Annotated in this window: 21 protein-coding genes; 11 read left to right on the forward strand and 10 right to left on the reverse strand. The window is 50.2% G+C overall.

Annotation, left to right across the window (positions count from 1 at the left end; all coding sequences use genetic code 11):
- Nucleotides 1-198 precede the first annotated feature (198 nt).
- The 5 genes from groES to NSS79_RS05695 all read left to right on the forward strand — a co-directional run bounded on the left by groES (nt 199) and on the right by NSS79_RS05695 (nt 3,331).
- The gene (gene groES, locus NSS79_RS05675; RefSeq protein ID WP_038586703.1) at nt 199-480 is read left to right on the forward strand and encodes a co-chaperone GroES; all 282 of its coding nucleotides are present in this window, start codon (nt 199-201) and stop codon (nt 478-480) included.
- 189 nt (nt 481-669) lie between these two features.
- Nucleotides 670-2,301 (forward strand): chaperonin GroEL, encoded by a 1,632-nt coding sequence (gene groL, locus NSS79_RS05680; protein ID WP_342438608.1) that lies wholly within the window; start codon nt 670-672, stop codon nt 2,299-2,301.
- Between the two features lie 232 nt (nt 2,302-2,533).
- A complete protein-coding gene (locus NSS79_RS05685; RefSeq protein WP_342438609.1) occupies nt 2,534-2,842 on the forward strand; it encodes a hypothetical protein in 309 nt (102 codons plus the stop codon).
- A complete protein-coding gene (locus NSS79_RS05690; RefSeq protein ID WP_156130817.1) occupies nt 2,839-3,015 on the forward strand; it encodes a hypothetical protein in 177 nt (58 codons plus the stop codon). The genes NSS79_RS05685 and NSS79_RS05690 overlap by 4 nt, the downstream gene beginning before the upstream one ends.
- Nucleotides 3,002-3,331 carry a hypothetical protein gene (locus tag NSS79_RS05695; protein WP_342438610.1) on the forward strand — a complete coding sequence of 110 codons (330 nt, stop codon included), beginning with the start codon at nt 3,002-3,004 and terminating at the stop codon, nt 3,329-3,331. Before NSS79_RS05690 ends, NSS79_RS05695 begins: the two co-directional genes overlap by 14 nt.
- A 29-nt stretch (nt 3,332-3,360) precedes the next feature.
- Here the strand turns inward: NSS79_RS05695 and NSS79_RS05700 are convergent, their stop codons facing one another.
- The 3 genes from NSS79_RS05700 to NSS79_RS05710 form a co-directional block, all read right to left on the reverse strand.
- Entirely contained in the window at nt 3,361-3,552 is a 192-nt protein-coding gene (locus tag NSS79_RS05700) for a hypothetical protein (RefSeq protein WP_342438611.1), read from the reverse strand.
- A 216-nt stretch (nt 3,553-3,768) separates the two neighbouring features.
- Nucleotides 3,769-5,055 carry a GHKL domain-containing protein gene (locus tag NSS79_RS05705; RefSeq protein WP_342438612.1) on the reverse strand — a complete coding sequence of 429 codons (1,287 nt, stop codon included), beginning with the start codon at nt 5,053-5,055 and terminating at the stop codon, nt 3,769-3,771.
- A complete protein-coding gene (locus tag NSS79_RS05710) occupies nt 5,052-5,786 on the reverse strand; it encodes a LytTR family DNA-binding domain-containing protein (protein WP_342438613.1) in 735 nt (244 codons plus the stop codon). The genes NSS79_RS05705 and NSS79_RS05710 overlap by 4 nt, the downstream gene beginning before the upstream one ends.
- A gap of 185 nt (nt 5,787-5,971) precedes the next feature.
- On the opposite strand from NSS79_RS05710, the gene NSS79_RS05715 reads away from it, so the two are divergent.
- The 3 genes from NSS79_RS05715 to msrA all read left to right on the forward strand — a co-directional run bounded on the left by NSS79_RS05715 (nt 5,972) and on the right by msrA (nt 8,714).
- Nucleotides 5,972-6,892 (forward strand): ATP-binding cassette domain-containing protein, encoded by a 921-nt coding sequence (locus NSS79_RS05715; RefSeq protein ID WP_342438614.1) that lies wholly within the window; start codon nt 5,972-5,974, stop codon nt 6,890-6,892.
- Entirely contained in the window at nt 6,889-7,686 is a 798-nt protein-coding gene (locus tag NSS79_RS05720) for a hypothetical protein (protein WP_342438615.1), read from the forward strand. Before NSS79_RS05715 ends, NSS79_RS05720 begins: the two co-directional genes overlap by 4 nt.
- Before the next feature lie 62 nt (nt 7,687-7,748).
- Entirely contained in the window at nt 7,749-8,714 is a 966-nt protein-coding gene (gene msrA, locus NSS79_RS05725; protein ID WP_342438616.1) for a peptide-methionine (S)-S-oxide reductase MsrA, read from the forward strand.
- Nucleotides 8,715-9,706: 992 nt separating this feature from the next.
- On the opposite strand, the gene NSS79_RS05730 is transcribed toward msrA, so the two are convergent.
- Complete coding sequence (locus NSS79_RS05730) at nt 9,707-12,733, reverse strand: S-layer homology domain-containing protein (RefSeq protein WP_342438617.1); 3,027 nt, start codon at nt 12,731-12,733, stop codon at nt 9,707-9,709.
- Nucleotides 12,734-13,019: 286 nt separating this feature from the next.
- Between NSS79_RS05730 and NSS79_RS05735 the strand changes: the two genes are divergently transcribed.
- Both NSS79_RS05735 and NSS79_RS05740 read left to right on the forward strand, forming a co-directional pair.
- Nucleotides 13,020-13,535 (forward strand): GNAT family N-acetyltransferase, encoded by a 516-nt coding sequence (locus NSS79_RS05735; protein ID WP_342438618.1) that lies wholly within the window; start codon nt 13,020-13,022, stop codon nt 13,533-13,535.
- A gap of 85 nt (nt 13,536-13,620) precedes the next feature.
- Nucleotides 13,621-14,355, forward strand: coding sequence for a ZIP family metal transporter (locus NSS79_RS05740; protein WP_341090179.1), 735 nt, complete (start codon nt 13,621-13,623; stop codon nt 14,353-14,355).
- Nucleotides 14,356-14,462: 107 nt separating this feature from the next.
- Here the strand turns inward: NSS79_RS05740 and NSS79_RS05745 are convergent, their stop codons facing one another.
- The 4 genes from NSS79_RS05745 to NSS79_RS05760 all read right to left on the reverse strand — a co-directional run bounded on the left by NSS79_RS05745 (nt 14,463) and on the right by NSS79_RS05760 (nt 18,004).
- Entirely contained in the window at nt 14,463-15,371 is a 909-nt protein-coding gene (locus NSS79_RS05745) for an aldo/keto reductase (RefSeq protein ID WP_342438619.1), read from the reverse strand.
- A gap of 127 nt (nt 15,372-15,498) precedes the next feature.
- Nucleotides 15,499-16,455: an aldo/keto reductase gene (locus tag NSS79_RS05750; protein ID WP_342440307.1), complete on the reverse strand. Its 957-nt coding sequence runs from the start codon at nt 16,453-16,455 to the stop codon at nt 15,499-15,501.
- Between the two features lie 244 nt (nt 16,456-16,699).
- Entirely contained in the window at nt 16,700-17,548 is an 849-nt protein-coding gene (locus tag NSS79_RS05755; RefSeq protein ID WP_342438620.1) for a helix-turn-helix domain-containing protein, read from the reverse strand.
- Nucleotides 17,549-17,692: 144 nt separating this feature from the next.
- Entirely contained in the window at nt 17,693-18,004 is a 312-nt protein-coding gene (locus tag NSS79_RS05760) for a (2Fe-2S) ferredoxin domain-containing protein (RefSeq protein WP_342438621.1), read from the reverse strand.
- Nucleotides 18,005-18,348: 344 nt separating this feature from the next.
- Here NSS79_RS05760 and NSS79_RS05765 point away from each other — a divergent pair, with 344 nt between their 5' ends.
- Entirely contained in the window at nt 18,349-19,524 is a 1,176-nt protein-coding gene (locus NSS79_RS05765; protein ID WP_342438622.1) for a YsnF/AvaK domain-containing protein, read from the forward strand.
- Between the two features lie 130 nt (nt 19,525-19,654).
- Here NSS79_RS05765 and glpX read toward each other — a convergent pair whose 3' ends face one another.
- Entirely contained in the window at nt 19,655-20,650 is a 996-nt protein-coding gene (glpX, locus tag NSS79_RS05770; RefSeq protein ID WP_038586750.1) for a class II fructose-bisphosphatase, read from the reverse strand.
- Nucleotides 20,651-20,664: 14 nt separating this feature from the next.
- A complete protein-coding gene (locus NSS79_RS05775; RefSeq protein ID WP_342438623.1) occupies nt 20,665-21,507 on the reverse strand; it encodes a pyruvate, water dikinase regulatory protein in 843 nt (280 codons plus the stop codon).
- Between the last annotated feature and the right edge of the window lie 16 nt (nt 21,508-21,523).

Raw genomic sequence — 21,523 nt, forward strand, 5'->3', positions numbered from 1 at the left:
TCAAGTTGAGTATCATAAAAATTGTTGTTAGCACTACAGAGGGTTGAGTGCTAATGCTGCTCGAAAATATGGGATTAGCGCTTAAAAGCTGCGCTTAAGACGATATTTTCATAACTGCCGCATGAATCCTTGGGATTCACCGGTACCCTATCTATGTTTTCAAGGTAAACAACATAATTTCAAAGGAGGCTATTTTTCATGATCAAACCACTAGGTGAACGCGTATTGGTAGAACCAAGCGAGCAAGAGGAAACCACTTCTTTCGGGATTGTGCTTCCGGACTCCTCTAAGGAGAAACCGCAAGAGGGTAAAATTATCGCTGTAGGCAGCGGTGTATTGAAAGACGGAGTGCGTGTACCACTCGAAGTTAAAGAAGGCGACCGCGTGATTTTCTCGAAATATGCCGGAACTGAAATCAAATACGAAGGTAAAGAATATTTGATTATGAAGGAAAGCGACATTCACGCGATTCTTGACTAAGAAGACCGTTCATAAGTTATAGCTAAATTACTTACACAAAACTAAGCGATGTTTTCAAACGCCAGTTTTGCACGATACCGATTCAAGAAGTAACGCTCACATAACTTAAGCGTGTGCTTTCGAAGTGATTTTTGTCGAAGCCAATTCAGTGAGGTAACGTTCACAAAAATTTAGGAGGTTAATTACACAATGGCAAAAGAAATTAAATTCAGTGAAGACGCTCGCCGCTCGATGTTGCGCGGTGTTGATGCTTTGGCAAATGCGGTAAAAGTTACACTCGGACCTAAAGGCCGCAACGTGGTGCTTGAGAAGAAATTCGGCAGCCCGCTGATCACCAATGACGGTGTTACCATCGCCAAAGAAATCGAGCTTGAAGATGCATTCGAGAACATGGGCGCACAGCTCGTTAAAGAAGTTGCTACCAAAACCAACGATGTAGCTGGTGACGGTACTACAACTGCAACTGTTCTGGCACAAGCCATGATCCGTGAAGGCCTGAAGAACGTAACTGCAGGTGCTAACCCGATGGTTATCCGCAAAGGGATCGACAAAGCGGTTAAGGCAGCTGTTGCTGAACTACAGAATATTGCTAAACCAATCGTAGACTCCCAGGCTATCGCTCAAGTAGCTGCTATCTCCGCTGCTGACGATGAAGTGGGCCAACTGATTGCTGAAGCTATGGAAAAAGTCGGAAAAGACGGCGTAATCACCGTTGAAGAATCCCGCGGATTCCTGACTGAGCTTGAAGTGGTAGAAGGCATGCAGTTCGACCGTGGCTATATTTCCCCTTATATGATCACTGATACGGACAAGATGGAAGCTGTTCTGGAGAACCCGTACATCCTGATCACCGACAAAAAAATCAGCAGCACGCAAGAAATTCTTCCGCTGCTTGAGAAGATCGTACAACAGGCGCGTCCGCTCGTAATCATCGCTGAAGATATCGAAGGCGAAGCACAGGCGATGCTGATCGTGAACAAACTGCGCGGAACATTCAACGCTGTTGCTGTTAAAGCTCCTGGCTTTGGCGACCGCCGCGAAGCTATGCTGCAGGACATCGCTGCCCTGACTGGCGGCCAAGTGATCACCGAGAAGCTTGGACTGGACCTGAAAAGCACTTCTATCGAACAACTGGGTAACGCCCGTCAAGTGCGCGTAACCAAAGAAAACACTACAATCGTAGACGGAAGCGGCGACAAAGCGGACATCAATGCACGCGTAAGCCAAATCCGTTCCCAACTGGAAGAAACCACTTCCGAGTTCGACAAGGAAAAACTGCAGGAGCGTCTGGCTAAATTGGCCGGCGGCGTAGCCGTTGTTAAAGTAGGCGCTGCAACTGAAACAGAACTTAAAGAACGCAAGCTTCGCATCGAAGATGCCCTGAACGCAACCCGCGCTGCGGTTGAAGAAGGTATCGTATCCGGTGGGGGTACTGCTCTTGTGAACGTATATGCTGCTGTAGCTGCTGTGAATGCAGTAGGCGACGAAAAAACAGGCGTGAACATTGTACTGCGCGCTCTGGAAGAGCCTGTCCGCACAATCGCAGCAAACGCTGGTCAAGAAGGTTCCGTAATCGTGGACCGTCTGAAAAAAGAAGCTATCGGCATCGGCTACAACGCTGCTACCGATGAGTGGGTGAACATGTTCGAAGCAGGGATCGTTGACCCTGCCAAAGTAACTCGTTACGCGCTGCAAAACGCAGCATCCGTAGCTGCAATGTTCCTGACCACCGAAGCTGTCATCGCTGACAAACCGGAGCCTGAAAAAGGCGGCGGAATGCCAGATATGGGCGGTATGGGCGGTATGGGCGGCATGATGTAATTCGTCTACACAACCTTATTTATCCAAAGAAACGGGACCTTCACAGGTCCCGTTTTTTTGTTGTCCGGATACAGCAGGAATGATTAATAGTTCAGGTGGAAGGCGAGCGATTCTAACAAAATACTATTTTACCCAATCAAAATTATAGAAAAAGAATAGATTACAATATACGATCTTCCGGCTCGAAGCATGATATATCTTGTGCCGAAAGGTTGGACAGGTTGAGCAGATAATGCTTAGACCCGGAAACAACAGGAATCTCAGACCAACAACGAACGGGGGGATGATGATGGATTTGAACGCATTGACTGGCCTATTCAACGACAACAGCGGTTCAGTCGTGCTCAATGTCCTTCTCTCTATTGCATTAATCTGGAGCGTTAGGCAGTTAGCCAGTAAGGAAAAGATCATTCAGAACTATCAGAAACGCGATGAGGAGAACGAGAAACAGCTTAACCAATACAATCGTACACTCGTCAAACTTCTAATAGAAAGAGGGAGCACCGATAAAACCAATGGTGAGGAGGTCGTCGACAAGTGAAGCTCCTCGATATATTCAGAAAGAGCGAGATCAAACCCAGTCGTGTAAAACGGGAGATTGAAAAACTAGGCAGAATCCAGGAAGCCTATGAATCGAATGATATCGAAAGCCTTATTGACCTGCACCGTTCCGGCTTAGGCAAGAGAGGAGATGACCTACATGGAAATTATTAATTTAACTATATTCACACTGGAAGCCATTGCATTTTTCGTGTTCACCGCCTATGTGATCCGTTACAGTAAATATTTCATCGGACGCGGCCCGCAGCGGAGTTATAATTTGTATCTCCGCAGTGTATGGGTGACCTACATTACCGTCGCGCTGCTCTGCCTCAATCTGATGTGGGGCCGGTTGAATATTGTTTTTGGATACAACATAGAGAGTACTTCCAATAGTTTCAGAGAATTTGTTATGATCCTGACACTGCTTCTTCTAGTGCATGCAGGTTGGACGCATAAGGACATTTGGGACAGCAATAAAGACAAATAAGCCACCGGGAGGTGGCTTTTTGTGCTGTATTAGCTATGATAGATTGGCTTGGGCGGTATGGGCGGCATGATGTAATAAGCTGGGGCCAGCTTCTTCGGCGCCCCGGTAATCAGCGTGACCCAGAGGCTAGAGAGGTTGATGGTCAGCAGCGGAATATCATAGAAGGTTCTGTGCTTGTGCATCACCTTCGCCATTCTCTGCATCATCTCTTTGTAGGTCATGCTGTCAGGGCCGCCTACATCAATCGCACGGCCGTTTAATGCGGCGTTGCCTATACTCTTTCTTCAAAGCAAGCAGTACGTCTGACAGGGCAATGGGATGGGTCTGGGTGCGCATCCATTTCGGCAGCACCATAACGGGCAGACGCCGGACCAGCTTCGCCAGGATGTGGCTGAAGTGAAAGGTTTGTGCTGTCCGTTACCCTTTTTTGCGCGGCTTCAACCGGAAGCGGCAAGCGTTCTTGGAATATGGAACAGAACGACCTCCACTTGAAACAGAGCGCTGTCATAGGTAATATCCAGCAGGCCACCCCATTCCTCCACAGTTTTCCGGATGTTTCGCAGTCCGATGCCATGCGACCGTGTATCGGCCTTGGTCGAGGAGATTTCACCATAACGGTTGGTGCTGATTTCATGGGTATACGGATTCTGAATTTTTATGAACAAGCTGTCATTCAGATAATGCATATGGATCAAGACATAACGTTCCTGATTAAAGGTCTCCCGGCAGGCTTCAATTGCATTGTCCAGGGTATTGCCGAGAATGACGCTGATCACCGTAGTGTCCAGCTCAAGCTGCGGCGGAATGTTCAGCTCTAAGCGAAAGGGGGTGTCATAGCTGCCTGCGGTCTGCTCCTTGTAGCTGATCATCGCATCAATGACCGGGTTTCCGGTATCGCAGCTGCCTGCAGGCTGTCCAATTGTGCCCAGCAGCCGGTCCAGTTCATGGACGGAAGTTTCTTCATCTTTGGCAAGCCCGGCGCGCAGGCCAAGCAGAATGTTTTTGAAGTCATGCTGAAATTTGAAGGCTTCCTCCTGTTTGTCCCGGGTCATCAGATATTGGTTAACATAGTAGGTGTTCTGCTGTTCCAGCAGCAGACGTTTGCTTCTCTCGGACTGCACACACAGGATATGGTCGCTGAGCACAAAAATCAGGCAGTTGATCGCCAGCAGCAGGGTAGGTACCACGGGGAACAGGTTGGGATACGCCTGGAAGAAGAAGTTGTCCGACAGCGAGACCAAAGTAATAACGCTCAGAACAGGGCAGATCAACAGCAGACTCCAGTACCATCCCGCTAAATTACCGCGTCCTTCCCCTTTGGTGATTCGCAGCAGAAGGTATACGAGTGACAATACCAGCAGCTTGGAAAGAAAGAGGTTTGTTATGTATCCGCTATCCGTATACGCAAACGGCATCACGGCTTCGCCAAGAAAGATGAGAGCCGTAACAAAAAAGGCGGAATACCCTCTCCACAGGTTATCCCCCCGGTAGAGCAGTGACAACAAGAAGATCAAGCCGGTATTTGCGGTGAGCAGAACCATGTCCGGAAGCTGGCTGTGATGCAGCGCGAGATGACAAGCCATATAGAGAGCGTAGATCAGGACAAGATAAGGGTTGCTCTTGATCCGGCAGGTGAAGCTGCGGCTGAAGAAATAATGAAGGATTACAGGAATCAGCGGAAAAGTGATGAGATACAGCAGCTCTTCCCGCAGCATGGTATTCATACGAGCGTCCCCCTAAAGCTGAGGTAGGCTTTCCGCACGGATAAGCTGTGCTTCTCGCTGACCGGCAGCTCCTTGCCGCTGACTAGCGTAATCCTCTTCGCACTGATTTCTTTAATAAAGAAAAAGTTCACAATGTAAGATTGGTGAATCCGCACGAAATGACCGCCGGGCAGCTTGCGCTCCTCATCCTTAAGCATGCCGTAATACTGGATCTCCCTGTCCTTCGTGATAAGGGAAACCCGTCTGATGCTGCTCTCCAAATAGAGGATGTCCCGAAAAGGGATCAGCAGCTCCTTGCCTTTTTGCTGTACCGGGAGGAAGTTGGTTTTGCCCTGCTGGCGGGTACGTACGGCCTTTTGCAAGGCGGGAATAAGCTTATGTATGAATGCTTCCGGTTCAACCGGCTTCTTAATAAAACCCGACGGCCGCACATCGAACAGCTGCAGATGATACTGCTCATGGCTGGAGATATAAATCAATTGTACAAGATCATTTCCGTCATCTTCCCGCAGCACTTGCCCCGCTGTAATTCCATCCATTGCACCCATTTCAATATCCATGAAAATAAGGTCAAAACGGTCTCCGTCCTGAAGAGCCTGGGCGAAACTTTCCCCGGAGTAATAGAGGGATACCTCCAGCTCTTCCGAACATTGGTGCCGTGCATCTAAAATCAGGTTCTCAATCTGTCCTGCAGCCTGCAGATCGTCGTCACAAACGGCGATATGAATCATGCCTTCACTCCGTTCCGTATTTATCGCTCTATTATACATTTCCAGGGAAAAACGGGCCAGATGTTATGGAGTACTCCTTAAAAACGACAATAACCTGCCTAAAAATAGCAGACGGTGTGGCCGGACCGCTTATCCATGATAAGGTTGGCCAGTATACATATCAGCCAGATGAAGGAGTGTTCTGATTGAAACCGCTTGTGTTCGAAACCAGAGAGCTGACTAAAAAGTATGGCTCCGCGTTTGCGCTTCAGCATTTGAATATGACCATTGAAGAGGGGGAGATCTACGGATTTGTCGGGGAGAATGGTGCCGGAAAAAGTACGCTGATGAAAGTGATCGGCGGGCTTGTACACCCGACAAGCGGAGAAGTTTCACTGTTTGGGCAGCGGGAAAAGCAGGAGCTTATCCATGCCAGGCGGCAGGTTGGGTTTCTGATTGAAACGCCGTCTCTTTATCCGCATATGAATGCCGAGGAGAACCTGGGTTTTTATTGCCGGATCTTCGGAATTCAGGATAAAGCAAGAATCGGGGAGGTGCTGCAGACTGTAGCGTTAACGGATGCCGGAAGCAAAAAAACCTCGCAATATTCCCTCGGCATGCGCCAGCGTCTCGGCCTCGCCATCGCGCTGCTTAATCATCCGAAGTTCCTTGTGCTGGACGAGCCCATCAACGGGCTGGACCCTGTGGGGATTGTGGAAATGCGGAGGATTCTGGAGCTGCTGGCGCATGAGCAGGGGGTAACGATTTTGATCTCCAGTCACATTCTGGGTGAGCTTCAGCTGCTGGCGACTAAATACGGGTTCATACATAGGGGGCGGCTGATCAAAGAGGTCTCTGCCGGTGAATTACTGCAATCGGCACAGTCAATGATTTCAATTTCAACACCTCATCCGGCTGCTGCTATGGCTCTTCTGAAGGAGAAGCTGCAGCTTGAAGACATCTCCATCAATACTGCCGGGGCCATTGAAATTCCTAAGGCAGCCGCAGATTTGGAGCAGCTGATGACGGTTCTCCTGCACCAGGGAATTCCGGTTGAAGGGTTCAACCTGTCCGCGCCTAATCTGGAACACTATTATATGGATCTGATTGGAGGCAAAGGTCAATGAGGAATTTTTTGCAGGCTGAAATTTATTATTTGCGAAAAGATCTGGCGTTCAAAAGCATCAATGCTGTGTTTGTGCTGGGATCCATTCTGCTGGTTGTGATCATCGGGAACCATGGCGGGCATGAATTAAGCAGTCCCATGCAGCCCTTAAAGCTCGCCGGTTCATTCTCCCTGTTCCTATATCTGGTTATCCCGATGCATGCCTGCTTTTTCTCTACAGAAGGTTTTGAATACGGTTCGGTACAGAATATAATCGCTTCGGGGCAGAGCCGGCCGGGGTATTATATGGGTAAATATATGCTGGAGCTGCTGGCGATTTTTTGGTGGCTGCTGCAATTTTTCGGACTCTTCTCCATCTTATATCTGGCTGCGGCGCTTGTTACCGGATCTCCTATCGGGATGGAGAGCTTAAGAGACGACTCCATTCAGGCGGTCAGGACTTTCGGGTTGAATATCTTGTATTTGGCGGCTTATTGCGCCGTAATCATGATGCTGGGGGTGCTGATCCGTAAAGCGGCTTCCGCTGTGGTGGCAACCTTTTTCTTTATTTTCGGTAATTTACTTCTTACAGGTTATCTCAAGGATTCGTCTTCGGCATTCTTGAAATGGGTATCGGATCATTCCCTGATGACGCAAATCATGAAATTTTCCGGGATGTATGTAGCGGACTCGGAGCAGATCCTGCTGTCGGGTGCGGGAGATTACATTCAAGCGGTGCTCATTCCGGTTATTGTTATTCTCGTTTGCTTGCCGGTGGCCCTGATTTCTTTGGAGAAGCAGGATATTCATATATAATGAAATTCCAGCATGGACGGATGATGAAGTGCCTGGACTAAATTCGGAGGGAGTTGTTCTGGATGAATGGAGACAAAGCTGTACAACAACTCGCCACCTTCGCCGGCGGCTGCTTCTGGTGTATGGTCAAGCCGTTCGACGAGCTGCCGGGCATTGTTTCGGTGGTGTCTGGCTATACCGGCGGGCATACAGTCAATCCGACTTATGAGGAAGTGGGAACAGAGACGACAGGGCATATTGAGGCGGTGCAGATTACCTATGAGCCGGAGCTATTCCCGTATGAGCGTCTGCTGGAGATATATTGGCAGCTCATAGATCCTACTGATAAGGGCGGGCAATTTATGGATCGGGGCTATTCCTACCGGACGGCGGTCTTCGTGCACAGCGAAGAGCAACGGGAGAAGGCGGAAGCCTCGAAGGAGGCGCTGAAGGCAAGCAAGCGGTTCAAAGCTCCGATTGTGACGGAGATTCTGCCTGCGGCCCCGTTTTATCCGGCGGAGGCTTTGCATCAGGATTACTATAAGACCCACCCGATGGATTATAAAATGTACCTGAAAGGCTCGGGCAGAGGCGAATTCGCTGAGCAGCACTGGAACAACCGCGAAGACCGGGAGCGGCTGCGTAAGCAGCTGACCGGACTGCAATACGAAGTCACGCAGAACAAGGGTACGGAGCCGCCGTACCAGAATGAATATTGGGACCATTTCCGTGAAGGGCTGTATGTTGACGTGCTGAGCAGCGATCCGCTGTTCAGCTCAGCCGATAAATTCGCTTCCGGCACCGGCTGGCCCGCTTTTACCAGACCTATTGAGGAGGGGCTGATCCGCAGGGAAGCGGACTACAGCAGCGGTCAAGTACGGACGGCGCTGCGGAGCAGGCTGAGCGGAGCCTATCTGGGACATCTGTTCCACGACGGCCCGGAGCCAGCGAAGCAGCACTACCGCATCAACTCCGCCGCACTGCGGTTTATTCCCAAGGAGGAGCTGGAAGCAAACGGCCTGGGACGGTATTTGAGTCTGTTTGAGTAGCGGGTGATCGAGGGACGCAGGAATGGAGTAGGAGTGAGGAAACGGCGCCGGAGGATTAAAGCATCAGCAGGTGAGCCGGTGATTGGGCCATTAGGCAATTAGGCAATTAGGTGATAAGTGCGGAGTGAAAGCGGCAATAGTAAGGTTAACAACGGTAGTATAAATTGGAGTGAGTGCAGAAACATTAGCAGTTGAAGTCTGCTAAGTGTACTTCGTACAACTAAATCCAGGGGGTTTGAAGACAAATTACAGATAGTTGCACTCCGTACACTTATTTTTGCGCGATCTAGCGTAAATGACTCGAATTGCGAATTTTAAGTGTACGAAATACATCTAACTCCTGAGAGGGGCGTGATTTGTGCGTTTTAGCTGCACAGAGTACAACTATCCTTCTGAGCATAGCCACAGCCTTTGAATGCAGCCCTCAAGCACAGTCCTCAGGTCCAGTATGTATCATTCATAGCTCCTGAGCTGTCCTGCAGCCGCAAAGTGCAGCATGAATATGTAGGTTTCAAACTAATGTACTCTGCGCAATAGAATCGGCTGCTAGCTTGCGGAATTTGGATTCTGCTGTACTTCATACAGTCAAATTGCTCGAAATTGCCTCAAAACCTCATCCTGCCTAGAATCTACTGCAGGAAATGCAGCAGAGTCATTTTTTGGCTGGAGAATGAGCAATTCTGCTGCATTTTCTGCAATCATACAAGTGGGGGGAACATACCTTAATTGAGATCTAGTAGGCGACGGGTGATACCCGTAAGGCGTAGGGCTCCAGCCTGAACCTCTGCTTTTTACTTGTATAATCCAGTACTGCCTAGCATTCCGGGATTCCAGATGCTTGATTACGTTATTCCTCATTGCAGCGAAAGTCGGAAATCATACGCAGAAGCTATAACAAAACGCAGAAGCTATAGCTACACCAAACAGCCAGGCTCCGGGAAGCCTGGCTGTTTGGCGTTAATTTGTACGTATACTTGAATCTGCTTAATGAACTATTCGTTTTCTCTTGCAATCTGATTAAAAATTTCATGAAGAGCTTTTATGGCTTCGATCCAATCTGCCGCAGTTGCTTCGGTGTTGTTTATAACGGCTTTGGCAGCAGTTACAGCTTCCGCAAGGCCGGGATGAGTTGAGCCATCCAGCAGCATTTTATCGGCTAGTTCAACAGAATCAGGCAGCGCGGTGAATACACTAGGGACCGTAATAATAATTTCTTTGGTAACCGCGGAAAAGTCGCGTTTTAATTCCAGTTTGATGCTATAGTCGACAGGATCTGCGGTGCCGTTGTAATTCATGTACCATACCGCGTAATCTCTTAGGATGTATACATCATCAGTCACTGTGGATGGGCCATCATAATTCAACACAGTTACGCGGAGGTCCCTTGGCAGCGGCTGCTGTGGATCAGGCAGATAAACGACATCTCCCACAGTCATTGTGCCAGGCAGTACTTTATCCTTAAATGAAGCGGCGACCGTTGTTTCCAGTTCGGCATATTGTGCTTCCGAGTAGACAGATATAGGTACAGCATGGCTCTCCGAATGGTTCGGTTTCTTTAAGGAAATATAGACAGTGGTGCTGTCTGCACCGAAATCAAGACCTGTCAGCTTAACGCTGGTTGAGCCTTCGGCCACTGTGGCAGTTTGCAACAACTGGCTATGGTCAATCTCGTCTGCGTAGACAGAAACCACATCTCCGGGTGCAAGGCTTCTCACATTTACAACGTCATTGGCACCGGCATGATTTTCTACACTCAGGAAGTTTGTATTAACAGTAGGACTCTCAGTATCCTGACCATTGTCTTGATCAAGATCAGACTTTGGAGCCGTGTCTGTCAGCATGTTCTTGTCCACAAAGGTCAATTCGCTGCCGGATATGTTCATATCAAAAACGTACCAGTATAGCATCTTGGTGTCTGTAACAGGAATGTGGTACGTTTTAACAGGCGTAGCATTGTGGCCGTTGTAAATTTCTACTTTGGCACCGGAAGCGGTTAAAGTGTTCGCTTGGGCTGAGCCGTTTCCGCTGAAGTTGTGAACGAAGAAGGTGTACTTTCCATCCACACGTTTACGAATGGTGGTCGTCTCCGGGCCGTAAGAATTTACATCATCATGGTCCAGATCGGCATAAGTTTGATTATTATAACTATATACTTTATCGCCGTACCAGGTATGGAATGACTTATTATTGGGTGCAGCACCAATCAGATGTGAATCTTCATCCAGCGGAAGCAAGTCCCAAGTGAGTACAATTCGAATTTCGTCGCTGGCAGGGATTTTGATTGCTGTGGCATTCTGGTTAATATTCTTATGAGTGCTCAGCGAAGCACCAACAACGTGAGTAGTAATAAATCCGGATTTCGATAATTCACCGGTATAAACGCCAGGGGCCAGATTGGCAAAATATTTACCTGCCGCATCCGTAACCACAGTTGCTGCGATTTCGCCTGTAGTTGCTCCGAGGCCTCTACGGAAATGGATCGTCATATCTGCTACGGGCTGATCGTCAACATCCGTAATTACGCCTTCGAAGCCATACACTGTCTCTGTCACAGTGCCTGGATTGCTGCCGTTTGAACCGCCGTTTGAACCGCCGGATGAGTCACCAGATGAACCACCAGATGAACCACCGGACGAACCGCCGGATGAGCCGCCTCCGGAAACAACCGGAGTGCCGATGACAGCTGTAGCATTATTGCCGTAGTTTACATGCTCAGGAGTCTGGGCAAGAGTTGAACCGTTGGCATTGATTGAGGCAGTGCCAATGGAGCCTGTTCCGGTTACTCTGGCAATGGCATTTAGAATTAGAGCATTGATGCGGGCTCCGCCTGTAATGTCAATTCCCGTATTTCCGGCGCCGGGAGCCACTTGAAGCTGGCCGATCGAACCGGAACTCAGGTTTACTTGAATGGAGGTTGCCATAACATCCACCGTCTCGAAGGATCCGGCTAAGGATACCTGTGCATTTGCCGGAATTGCTGCGGAGAGATCGACATTGCCGAAGCCGCTGCCTGTGCCGCTGCCTTCTTCCAGTAGCGCGCCGGATTGCAGCGTGATCTGTTCAACCGAGCTGGCACCTTCAGTAACGATTCGGATACTTCCGTCTTTTTTATTGACAATGACGGTTACCAGGACTGAATCCACTACGTGGATACTGTTTTTACCGCCTCCGGCAATGGTAGTGGTGCCTTTAACAGTGACATTCTTTAGCGTCACATCACCTTTGCCAACGCCTTCACCAATCACCAGATCACCTGTGATAAGCGTGTTGTTCAGTACAACTCCGGGCGCTTCAATATATACCGAACCCTTTACTGTAGTAAGACCTGTCTCCGGGCCATAGCTCCCGGCTTTGTCATAAACGACCTTCTCAGAGGATTTGGCCGCTGCAAACTTCAATGCCCGGTCAAGCACACTGACTGCTTCTGCTCTGGTGGCTGTGTCGAGCGGTCTGAATTTTTGATCATTTCCACTCATAAGGCCGGCTTGAGCAATGGCATTAATCTGGAGCTTGCTCCACTGGTGGCCTACAGCTGTATCCGAAAATGCAGCAGGTGAATCGGTGGCGCTCAGCTTAAGAATAGAGCTCACAATGGCTGCCATTTCTTCACGGGTAAGCGGCTGGTTAGGTCTAAACGTCTGATTAGTGTATCCTTTTATGTATCCTGCGGCAGTTGCTTTTGCAATATCCGCGTAGAACCAATTAGATGCTTTAACATCTTTATAAGCAATTTCCGCTGTGTTTGTATAACCGAAAGATTTGTTAATCAATGCTGCAAATTCCGCGCGGGTAATCTTGTGGTCAGGCTGAAGGGTTCCATCCTGATAGCCTGAAAGTAACCCTTGCTGCTGCCATTCTTTTAAGACATTCTCTGACCAGTGGCCGGATATGTCCTTTGCTGCAACGGAAGTCCCGGAAGCACCGGATGCGGCAAAAGCTTGACCAAAGGACATTAGATTCAAACAAATACATAGTAGTACAATAAGAGTATTTCTGCGTACCTTGTTCTTCCTTCTCAATACGACACCAGCTTTCGTTTAATAGTACTTTTGTAAAGGTGAATAGTTAGGAGACTACCCCTCCTTTGAAAAAAATAGGTCTACCTAAGTGATATTAGCTTTTTATTGTAGATAAAAGTAGTTTTTTGTAAAAAAATAGGCATTATGAACGATAAAATTGCGCAAAAGCGAAGGATAATATAGGTTTTTATTATTAAAATATTAAAAAACATATTCTCTTAATTCAAAACAATGGCCTATAATATGGAATAAATATTCCATTTCAGGCGGAGGAGGGATAACCCCTATGTACATAAGAGTTCTTAATTCCGCTGATGCGGAAATATACCGCGAGATTCGGCTGCAGTCGTTGTTGAACCATCCTGAGGCTTTCCTCAGCTCCTATGAAGCGGAGTCGGGAATGCCGATAGAGAAAACCCGGGCCAGGCTTCAGGAGGTGGACGGCAAATTCACACTTGGCGGCTTTAATGGGCGGGAGGAACTGGTTGGTGTAGTCACATTTGTCCGTGAGAGCAGAGACAAGATCAGCCATAAAGGCAATGTGTACGCCATGTATGTGAGTCCCTCGGCACGGAAGCAGAAGCTGGGGCATGTGCTGATGATGGAGCTGATTGTGAGGGCCAAGCAGTCTCCGGGACTTGAAATCCTTAATTTGGCAGTGTTCTCAGATAACCTTCCAGCCATCCGGCTGTACCAATCGCTGGGATTCACCTGCTACGGAACGGAGCGGAATGCGGTGAAGCTGAACGGCAGTTATCTGGACGAAGACCTGATGACCTTGCCGCTGATCCCGTCACCCTAGAGAAAAATCAACAAGCAGACATAATGAAAGCTGCCGCAAGCATAAGCTTGTCTAAAAGGTCCTGTCCATAAAAGGGGTTGAAGACTTGGCGACTGCGCTGCTTGGCAGCTTTTTATCGGCGATGGCGACTGTTCTCGGAGTGGTTCCCATCCTGTTTGTGAAAAAACTTTCCGAGCTGTGGAAGGATGTGCTGGTCGCCTTCACCGCCGGAATTATGGTTTCCGCGTCTACCTTTGGCCTAATGCCGCAGGCGATGAGGGAGTCTGGGATCATCGCTCTGACGCTGGGACTGATTACCGGTGTGCTGCTGCTCGATCTGATCGAGAACAACATCCCGCATATCGACGTGGAGAACAAACCCGGATTCACCAACATGGATTCCAAGGCGCTGCTTGTTTTGATCGCATTGTTCATCCACAACATTCCCGAGGGTCTCAGCACAGGTTTCAGCTATGCCAGCGAGCAGGCCAGCCTGGGTCCTATGGTGGCAATTGCCATTGGTGCGCAAAATATGCCGGAGGGACTGATTCTGGCCATCTTCCTGATGAATTCGCAGGCAACCCGGCGAAAAGCGCTGTTCATGGCCGGTTTAACCGGACTTATGGAGATGGTGTCGGCAGTCATCGGCTATTGCACGGCCAGCTATTTGCATAATAATGCCGTAGGTTACGGACTGGCTTTTGCTGCCGGAGCCATGCTCTTCATCGTCTATAAGGAGCTGATTCCCGAGAGTCATAGTCATGGCTATGAGCGGCCCTCCACCTATTCGTTTATCTTCGGATTGCTCGCAATGCTGTATATTACACAGTTTTTTGGCTGACGTAGAGGACATTATAGACATTGGCCCAATTCAGCAGAGTTCGATGAAGAAGAGGCTATCCCGGCTGCGGCAACAGTCAAGGGATAGCCTCTTCTTCGTGTATGGAATTAAAGGTGTACAGTGTAGCGGTTTGGTTTGCTTACGCGACGGACGGCCTCAAGCTCCTTCGGAGAGAGCGGGGAGGCTATGGCGGCCGCAATATTCAGCTGCAGCTGCTCCAGACTGCTCGCGCCGGGGATGATCGCGGCCACAGCGGGATGCGCCAGCGGATAGTGAAGCGCTGTTTGCGTCAGGGTGCGGGAACCGGTGGATTGCTGCATCAAATGCTCCTGTAGCCCAGGCAGTTCCCCGGCTTCATAATCAAGGTACGCCTTGCCTGTCCGGCTGTGACCTTGCTCGGTCAATATACCTCCGGCCAGCGGCCCCCGGGCGATCAGGCTGATTCCATGCTCCGCCAGTAAAGGCAGGATCTCTTCCTCGGGCCGTCTGTCCAGGATGCTGTATTGGCTCATCACACTAATAATAGCGGAGCGCTTCACGTATTCCCGGATCACATTGGGGCGGATCGAGGAGATCCCGTAATAACGGATGAGGCCTTCCTGCTTCAATTCTTCAAAGGCCTCAATCGTCTCGTCGATGGGGTCCTGGATCGTTCCTCCGTGCAGCTGATAGAGATCGATATAATCTGTCTTCAGCCGGCGAAGGCTCTCTTTTACTGCTGATTTAATATAGGCCTTGGAAGGGTCCCAGCTCCAGCCTTCTTTGCCGGGGATTCTGCGGTTGCCGACCTTCGTAGCCAGGATGACATCCGCACGCCGATGGCGCACCGCGTTGCCGATGATTTCTTCATTCCGTCCCTCATCATATAGATCCGCAGTATCCAGGAAATTAATGCCCAGCTCCAGCGCTTCATAAATGATCGCCGCAGCATGAGTCTCATCGGTCCCTAGGGACATGCAGCCAAGGCCCATGGCACTTACATATAAATCGGATTGGCCCAAACGGTTTTTGTTCATTCTGCAACCCTTTCTGTGCTGTTTTTGTGTCCATTATACCATTCCTATGCCAAAAGACGGCCATCGCGCGCCGTCTAGCCTGCTGGCTGTATGGACGCGATTGCCGTCTTTAAGAATAAGCTCCGGGTTATCCCTGCAAAATCATTTCGATTTGCTTCAGCTCTTCCGCACTTAGCTCAGGGGCGTTCAAGGATGCCACGGCATCTTCGATCTGGCTTACCTTGCTTGCGCCAATCAGTGCCGAGGTAACTTTGCCGCCGCGAAGCACCCACGACAAGGCGAGCTGCGACATCTTCTGGCCGCGTGCGGCTGCCAGCTCATTCAGCTTGCGTACCTTAACGATGACCTCTTCGGTAATTTCCTTCTCCGAGAGGAATACGCTGGGGCCGGCTGCGCGGGAATCCGGAGTAATTCCGTTCAGATAACGGTCGGTCAGGATGCCTTTTTGCAGCGGTGAGAAGGCGATGGTGCCGATGCCTTCTTCGGCAAGCACATCCTGCAGGCCGTCTTCAATCCAGCGGGACATCATGGAGTAGTTGGGCTGGTGAATCAGGCAAGGTGTGCCCAGCCGGCGGAGGATTTGAGCGGCCTCGCGCGCCTGCTCGGCACTGTAGTTGGAAATGCCGACATACAGCGCTTTGCCTTGGCGCACCAGGAGATCCAGCGCACTCATGGTTTCCTCCAGCGGCGTGTTCGGGTCCGGACGGTGATGATAGTAAATATCCACATAATCAAGGCCCATCCGCTTCAGACTCTGATCAAGACTTGCGACGAGATTTTTCTTTGAGCCCCATTCGCCATAAGGGCCGGGCCACATATAATATCCGGCTTTGCTGGAAATGATCAGCTCATCACGGTAAGTGGTGAAGTCCTTCTTAAGAATTTGGCCGAAACTCTCCTCGGCAGAGCCTGCGGGCGGACCATAGTTGTTGGCGAGGTCAAAATGGGTAATTCCCAGATCGAAGGCCCGCCGGACCATTGCGCGGCCGTTCTCAAAGACGTCATTGCCGCCAAAGTTATGCCACAGCCCGAGCGAAATGGCAGGCAGGAGCAGGCCGCTTCGGCCGGTGCGGTTATATTTCATCTGGTCGTAGCGTTCAGGATTCGCGTTGTACAATTTGTTTTCCTCCTCAAAGGTTTGTAAGCATCAGCTTCCTTGTGCCACTTCGTACAAAACTTGCCTCGGAAGCATAAGCTAAGTTTTATGGAGCATTACTTTCATACATCCTTCGCAATAAAACTCGCTTCGGAAGCGTTTACTACATTGCCGGGTACGTTCCTATTGTAGCGAAAGCACGGCGACAAACGTATGTCAGCAAGGAAGAAGTTTATAGAACAATGTCATTATCGGCATGCTGGAGGCGGTATCCTTTGGGGGAACAGCCCTTGACCTTCTTAAACATGCGGGAGAAGAGCAGCGGGTCCTGATAACCGACGGAACGCGAGATCTCACCGATGGTACAATCGGTTTCCATCAGCAGCTCGCAGGCCTTGGCGATCCGGTAATTTAACAGATACTGCTGCGGCGGAAGGCCAATGGTCCGTTTAAATAATGCGGATACGTATTTGCGGTCCAGCCTAAGGGAAGATGACATCATCTCCATCGTGACATTTTCACAGTAATGGGCATGCAGGAAGTGGAGACATTGCTCGACGTAAATGCTTTTTTGGCGCGGAATCGGGAATACATCCCTGGCCGCCGGTACCTTGCTCAGCAGGAGAGAGAAGAACTCATACATGATTGCTTTGAGCGGCAGATTCAGGCAATCACTGCGGTCCGCTGCCTCTGTCAGCCGATCATACAGTGAGGGCATAAGCAGTTCATCCATCGGAAAGACGGGATGCTCCGGCGACAGCGAGGTTTTGGACAGCAAGTGTTCAATTTCTTCTCCGGTAAAAGCTATCCATGAATAATTCCAAGGCGTATCCAGGTCAGCCGCGTAATAAGTCACGATATGCGGATAGGCCAGAAAGGCCTGACCCGCCTGAAGTGTATGTGTCTCTTCACCGACGGCCACCTTTCCGGTACCTTCGTGGATGAAATGGATTTTGTACAAATCGCGTACACAAGGTCCAACGGTATGACCGGGGGCACACTGCTCCCGTCCCCAATAATGAAGATGCAGATCGGAATTCCCCCGGAACGGACGCTGTGAATTATATTTGAATATGGCCATGCTTCAGCCTCTTTCCTGTATGAGGTTGTCCTGGACAACGCCCTGGATATGCTCCCATTATACAATAGATTCGAAACGGCGGATAAACCGCAAAAAGTCCCAGCCCCCTTTTGGAGGGGGGAGGGACTCGCAGAGCAGGCTGGATTATGCCTCCATTTTCAGCATCACCAGCTCTTCCACAGGTTCGCCGTTTACCAGATGCTCTTCCACGATGCGCGGAACATCGTCTGTCGTCACATTGTAGTACCAGATGCCGTCAGGGTAGACGATAACAAACGGTCCGTTGCCGCATAGCCCGAGACAGCTGGTTTTGTTGATTTTAACCGTTTTATGGATGCCTTGCTCTACCAGCTGTTCCTTGAATGCCTGCATAACTTCCTCTACCTCCTGATTGTTGCAGTGCTCGCTGCAGCAGAAGAGCAGATGTTTTTTTAACACCTTTAAACGCATATTCATGGTTAAGCCTCCTCGATCTTGTGGGAATTGTGGACTTATCTTTAGGAGGAGTATAGTCTCTTTTGCAAACTCTGTAATGAGGTAGAGAGCATTGTTCTAAAAGGCTACATATATAGGATAAATCCGGGAGATTAGTGTTAGATTAGTTGACTTTCCAAGCAGATGTTTGAACAAAAAGTGTCATTTCCCTTATTTCCCAGAGTATTTCCTGTTTGAGAAATATAATTGAGGACTCTCCTTTGAATTTAAAGTAAAGCAGTTTAGCGCAGGATCGATTGGTTAATTAAGAGCTATGAAAGAATGATTATGCAACATCAAACTTTAACTATCAGGAGGGAATCGTTATGAATAAGAAAATAGTAGGTGTATTTTATACCGAGCATGAAGCTTCACGGGCAATTGAAGACTTGAAGAACCAAGGATTTCTGACAGAGGATATCTCCGTGATTGCCAGAAACAAAGAAGATGTTGATGCGATTAATAATGAGATGGGCACCAAGGCGCCAGAAGGTATGGCATCCGGTGCGGCTACCGGCGGTTTGCTGGGCGGTATCACCGGGCTTCTTGCAGGAATCGGGGCGCTGGCCATACCGGGAATCGGACCGATACTCGCCGCAGGACCGATTGCCGCGACATTGGCAGGAGCTGCTGTTGGTGCAGGAACCGGCGGACTGGTTGGTGGACTGATTGGTCTCGGCATTCCTGAGGATGAAGCGGAAAGTTATGATAATTATGTAGATGAAGGTCGTATTCTGGTTATGGTGGATGCGGATAATACACGGGCCGAAGAAGCATATTCTGTGTTCCGTAGCCACAATTCAGCCAATGCCGACCGTTATATGGATGATAATATTGCAGCAGGAGATGTTACGGGGACGGCCCGCAATTCTGTAACAGACACAGTGGATGCTGCATTTAACGGATCAGGGCTGGAGGGACGTCAGGATACGGGGCTGGATACAATGAATTCTGCTCCTGTTCATGATCTTCCTGAAACACGGGCGCTGGATGATGTGAACCGGCCGGGAATGACAGGGGATGTATATTCCGGAACTCCGGATGGCATAGCGAATTTGGATCGAACCGGATCAGATCCATTCACAGATGAGGACGAAGCCCGCAAGCTGCGCCTGCGTGAGGAACAGCTGGATGTGTCCAAGAACAAGGTGCAGACGGGTGAAGTCCAGGTGCGCAAGGAAATTATTGAAGAGCAGAAGACGATCAATGTACCGGTTACCCATGAGGAGATTGTAATTGAGCGAAGATCTGTCAATAATGACTCTACGGATACCCCCATCGGAAAAGATGAAACGATCCGCATTCCTGTAAGTGAAGAGCAAGTGGAGGTTCGCAGGAACACGGTAGTTACCGGTGAAGTGGATATTCATAAACGTGAAGTCCAAGGCACTGAACAGGTTAAGGATACAGTGAAACGCGAGGAAGCCCGGGTGGACAAAACAGGCAAGGTGAAGCTCGATTCCAGCGATGAGCTGCTGAGAGACCACAGCCGGATGCATTAAGCGAAAGTTTCCTGCTTAACACCGGTCACTATAATTGAAAACAAGGTTTCCCCAAGGTCCTTTTCGGGCCCCGGGGAAACCTTGTTTTGATGTTATGAAGGAATATCCTCTGCGCTACAGGTTAGGCTCTTTACATAAAAGCCGCATTCGGTCTGGCCGAGTAGCCCTGCGGAATCTCCTTGCCGGGCAGGAAGTGGATGCTGCGGATATAACGGATCGTCCGGCTCTGTGACCGCATGATGACCGAATGTGTCTCGGCGCGTTCCTTGCCGATGAAGCGGACTCCATTCAGGAATTCACCGGAGGTGACCCCGGTGGCGGCAAAGATAACATCGCCCGTCCCGACCATATCCTCCATGGACAGAATGCGTGTCGGATTGTCGATGCCCATATGCAGGCAGCGCTGCATCTCAAAAGGGCCCTCCGGCAGCAGTCTTCCCTGGAGCTCTCCGCCGAGGCATTTCAGCGCAGCGGCAGCAAGCACGCCTTCGGGCGCCCCGCCGGAGCCCATGTACAGATCCACGTCGCTGTCCGGCAGCGCGGCGGCGATAGCCCCGGCCACATCGCCGTGGCCGATCAGCTTGATCCGAACGCCCGCTTCGCGCAGGCTGCGGATAAGCTCTTCATGCCGCTTGCGGTCAAGCACCATCACCGTCAGCTCGGAGAGCGATTTGCCGGTGATCATGCTGGCCTTGCGCAGCGTAACCCCGGCAGGATCTGCGAGGCTGAGCCTGCCGGCCAGCTCGGGGCCGCAGGCGAGCTTCTCCATATAAATGTCGGGAGCATGCAGCAGGCTGCCCCGGTCGGCAATGGCAATCACCGACTGGGCGTTGTGAAGTCCGCAGGCTACCACCTCGGTGCCCTCCAGCGGATCAACAGCCACATCAACGGAAGGGCCGCTTTTGTTCCCGACCCGTTCTCCGATGTAGAGCATCGGTGCCTCATCCATCTCGCCTTCGCCAATGACGACAGTCCCGTCAATGGAGACGGAATCGAACATGGAACGGATAGCAGTCGTAGCAGCATCATCCGCCGCATGTTTATCGCCCCGGCCAATCCAGCGGGCCGAGGATAAAGCGCCCAATTCAGTTACCCGTACAATCTCCAGTGCCAATTCGCGTTCCATATGCTTTCCCTCCATTACATTTTTAGTGTGGATGTTTCCGGTGTTTCCGGAGAATCGGAGATATACCCCATAATAATTCCCGCTGTCTCCTCAATGGCTTTGTTCGTAATATCTATGACGGGGCAGTCCAGCTTGGCAAAAAGCCCTGCTGCATACTCCGTCTCTTCCTGAATGCGTTCAAGGCTGGCATATTGGGAGCCTGCCGGCAACCCCAGCACCTTAAGGCGTTCCGAACGGATCTTCAGCATAGTTTCCGGCTTCATCGTAAGGCCGATGATCCGGTTCGGCGGCAGACTCATCAGCTGCTGCGGCGGGCCGATCTCGGGGACCACAGGGTAATTGACGACCTTCTTGCCCCGGTGGGCCAGAAAAATACTGAGCGGAGTCTTGGAGGTGCGGGACATACCGAGCAGTACAATATCGGCCTTAAGCATCGCGCCAAGATCGCGTCCGTCATCACTGGCAACCGTGAATTCGATCGCTTCGATCCGCTGGAAATAATCTTCGTCGAGCTGATGCAGCAGTCCCGGCCGGGCCTGAGGCGCATCGTCGAAAGTGTCGATGAAGGCCTGCATCATCGGGCCCATGATATCGACAATCCTCAGGTCAAGCCGGACAGCCTCTTCGCGGATCATCTCCCGGAGCTCCGGCTGGACCAGTGTATAGGCGACAAAACCTTGCAGCTGCGCCGTTTCCTCCATCAGTTTCCGCAGTTCGTCCTCATGTCTTACATTGCCGTATCTTCTGATGGTAACCCGCTGATTCTGAAATTGGTGAATGACAGCCTGCACAACCGCCTCCGCCGTATCTCCTATCGAATCTGAGCAGATCGTAATGAAGTGTGAAGATTGCTCCATGCGTTTCGATTCCTCC

The sequence above is a fragment of the Paenibacillus sp. FSL L8-0436 genome, from assembly GCF_038593025.1.
In the GTDB taxonomy this organism is placed as follows: Bacteria; Bacillota; Bacilli; order Paenibacillales; family Paenibacillaceae; genus Paenibacillus_AQ.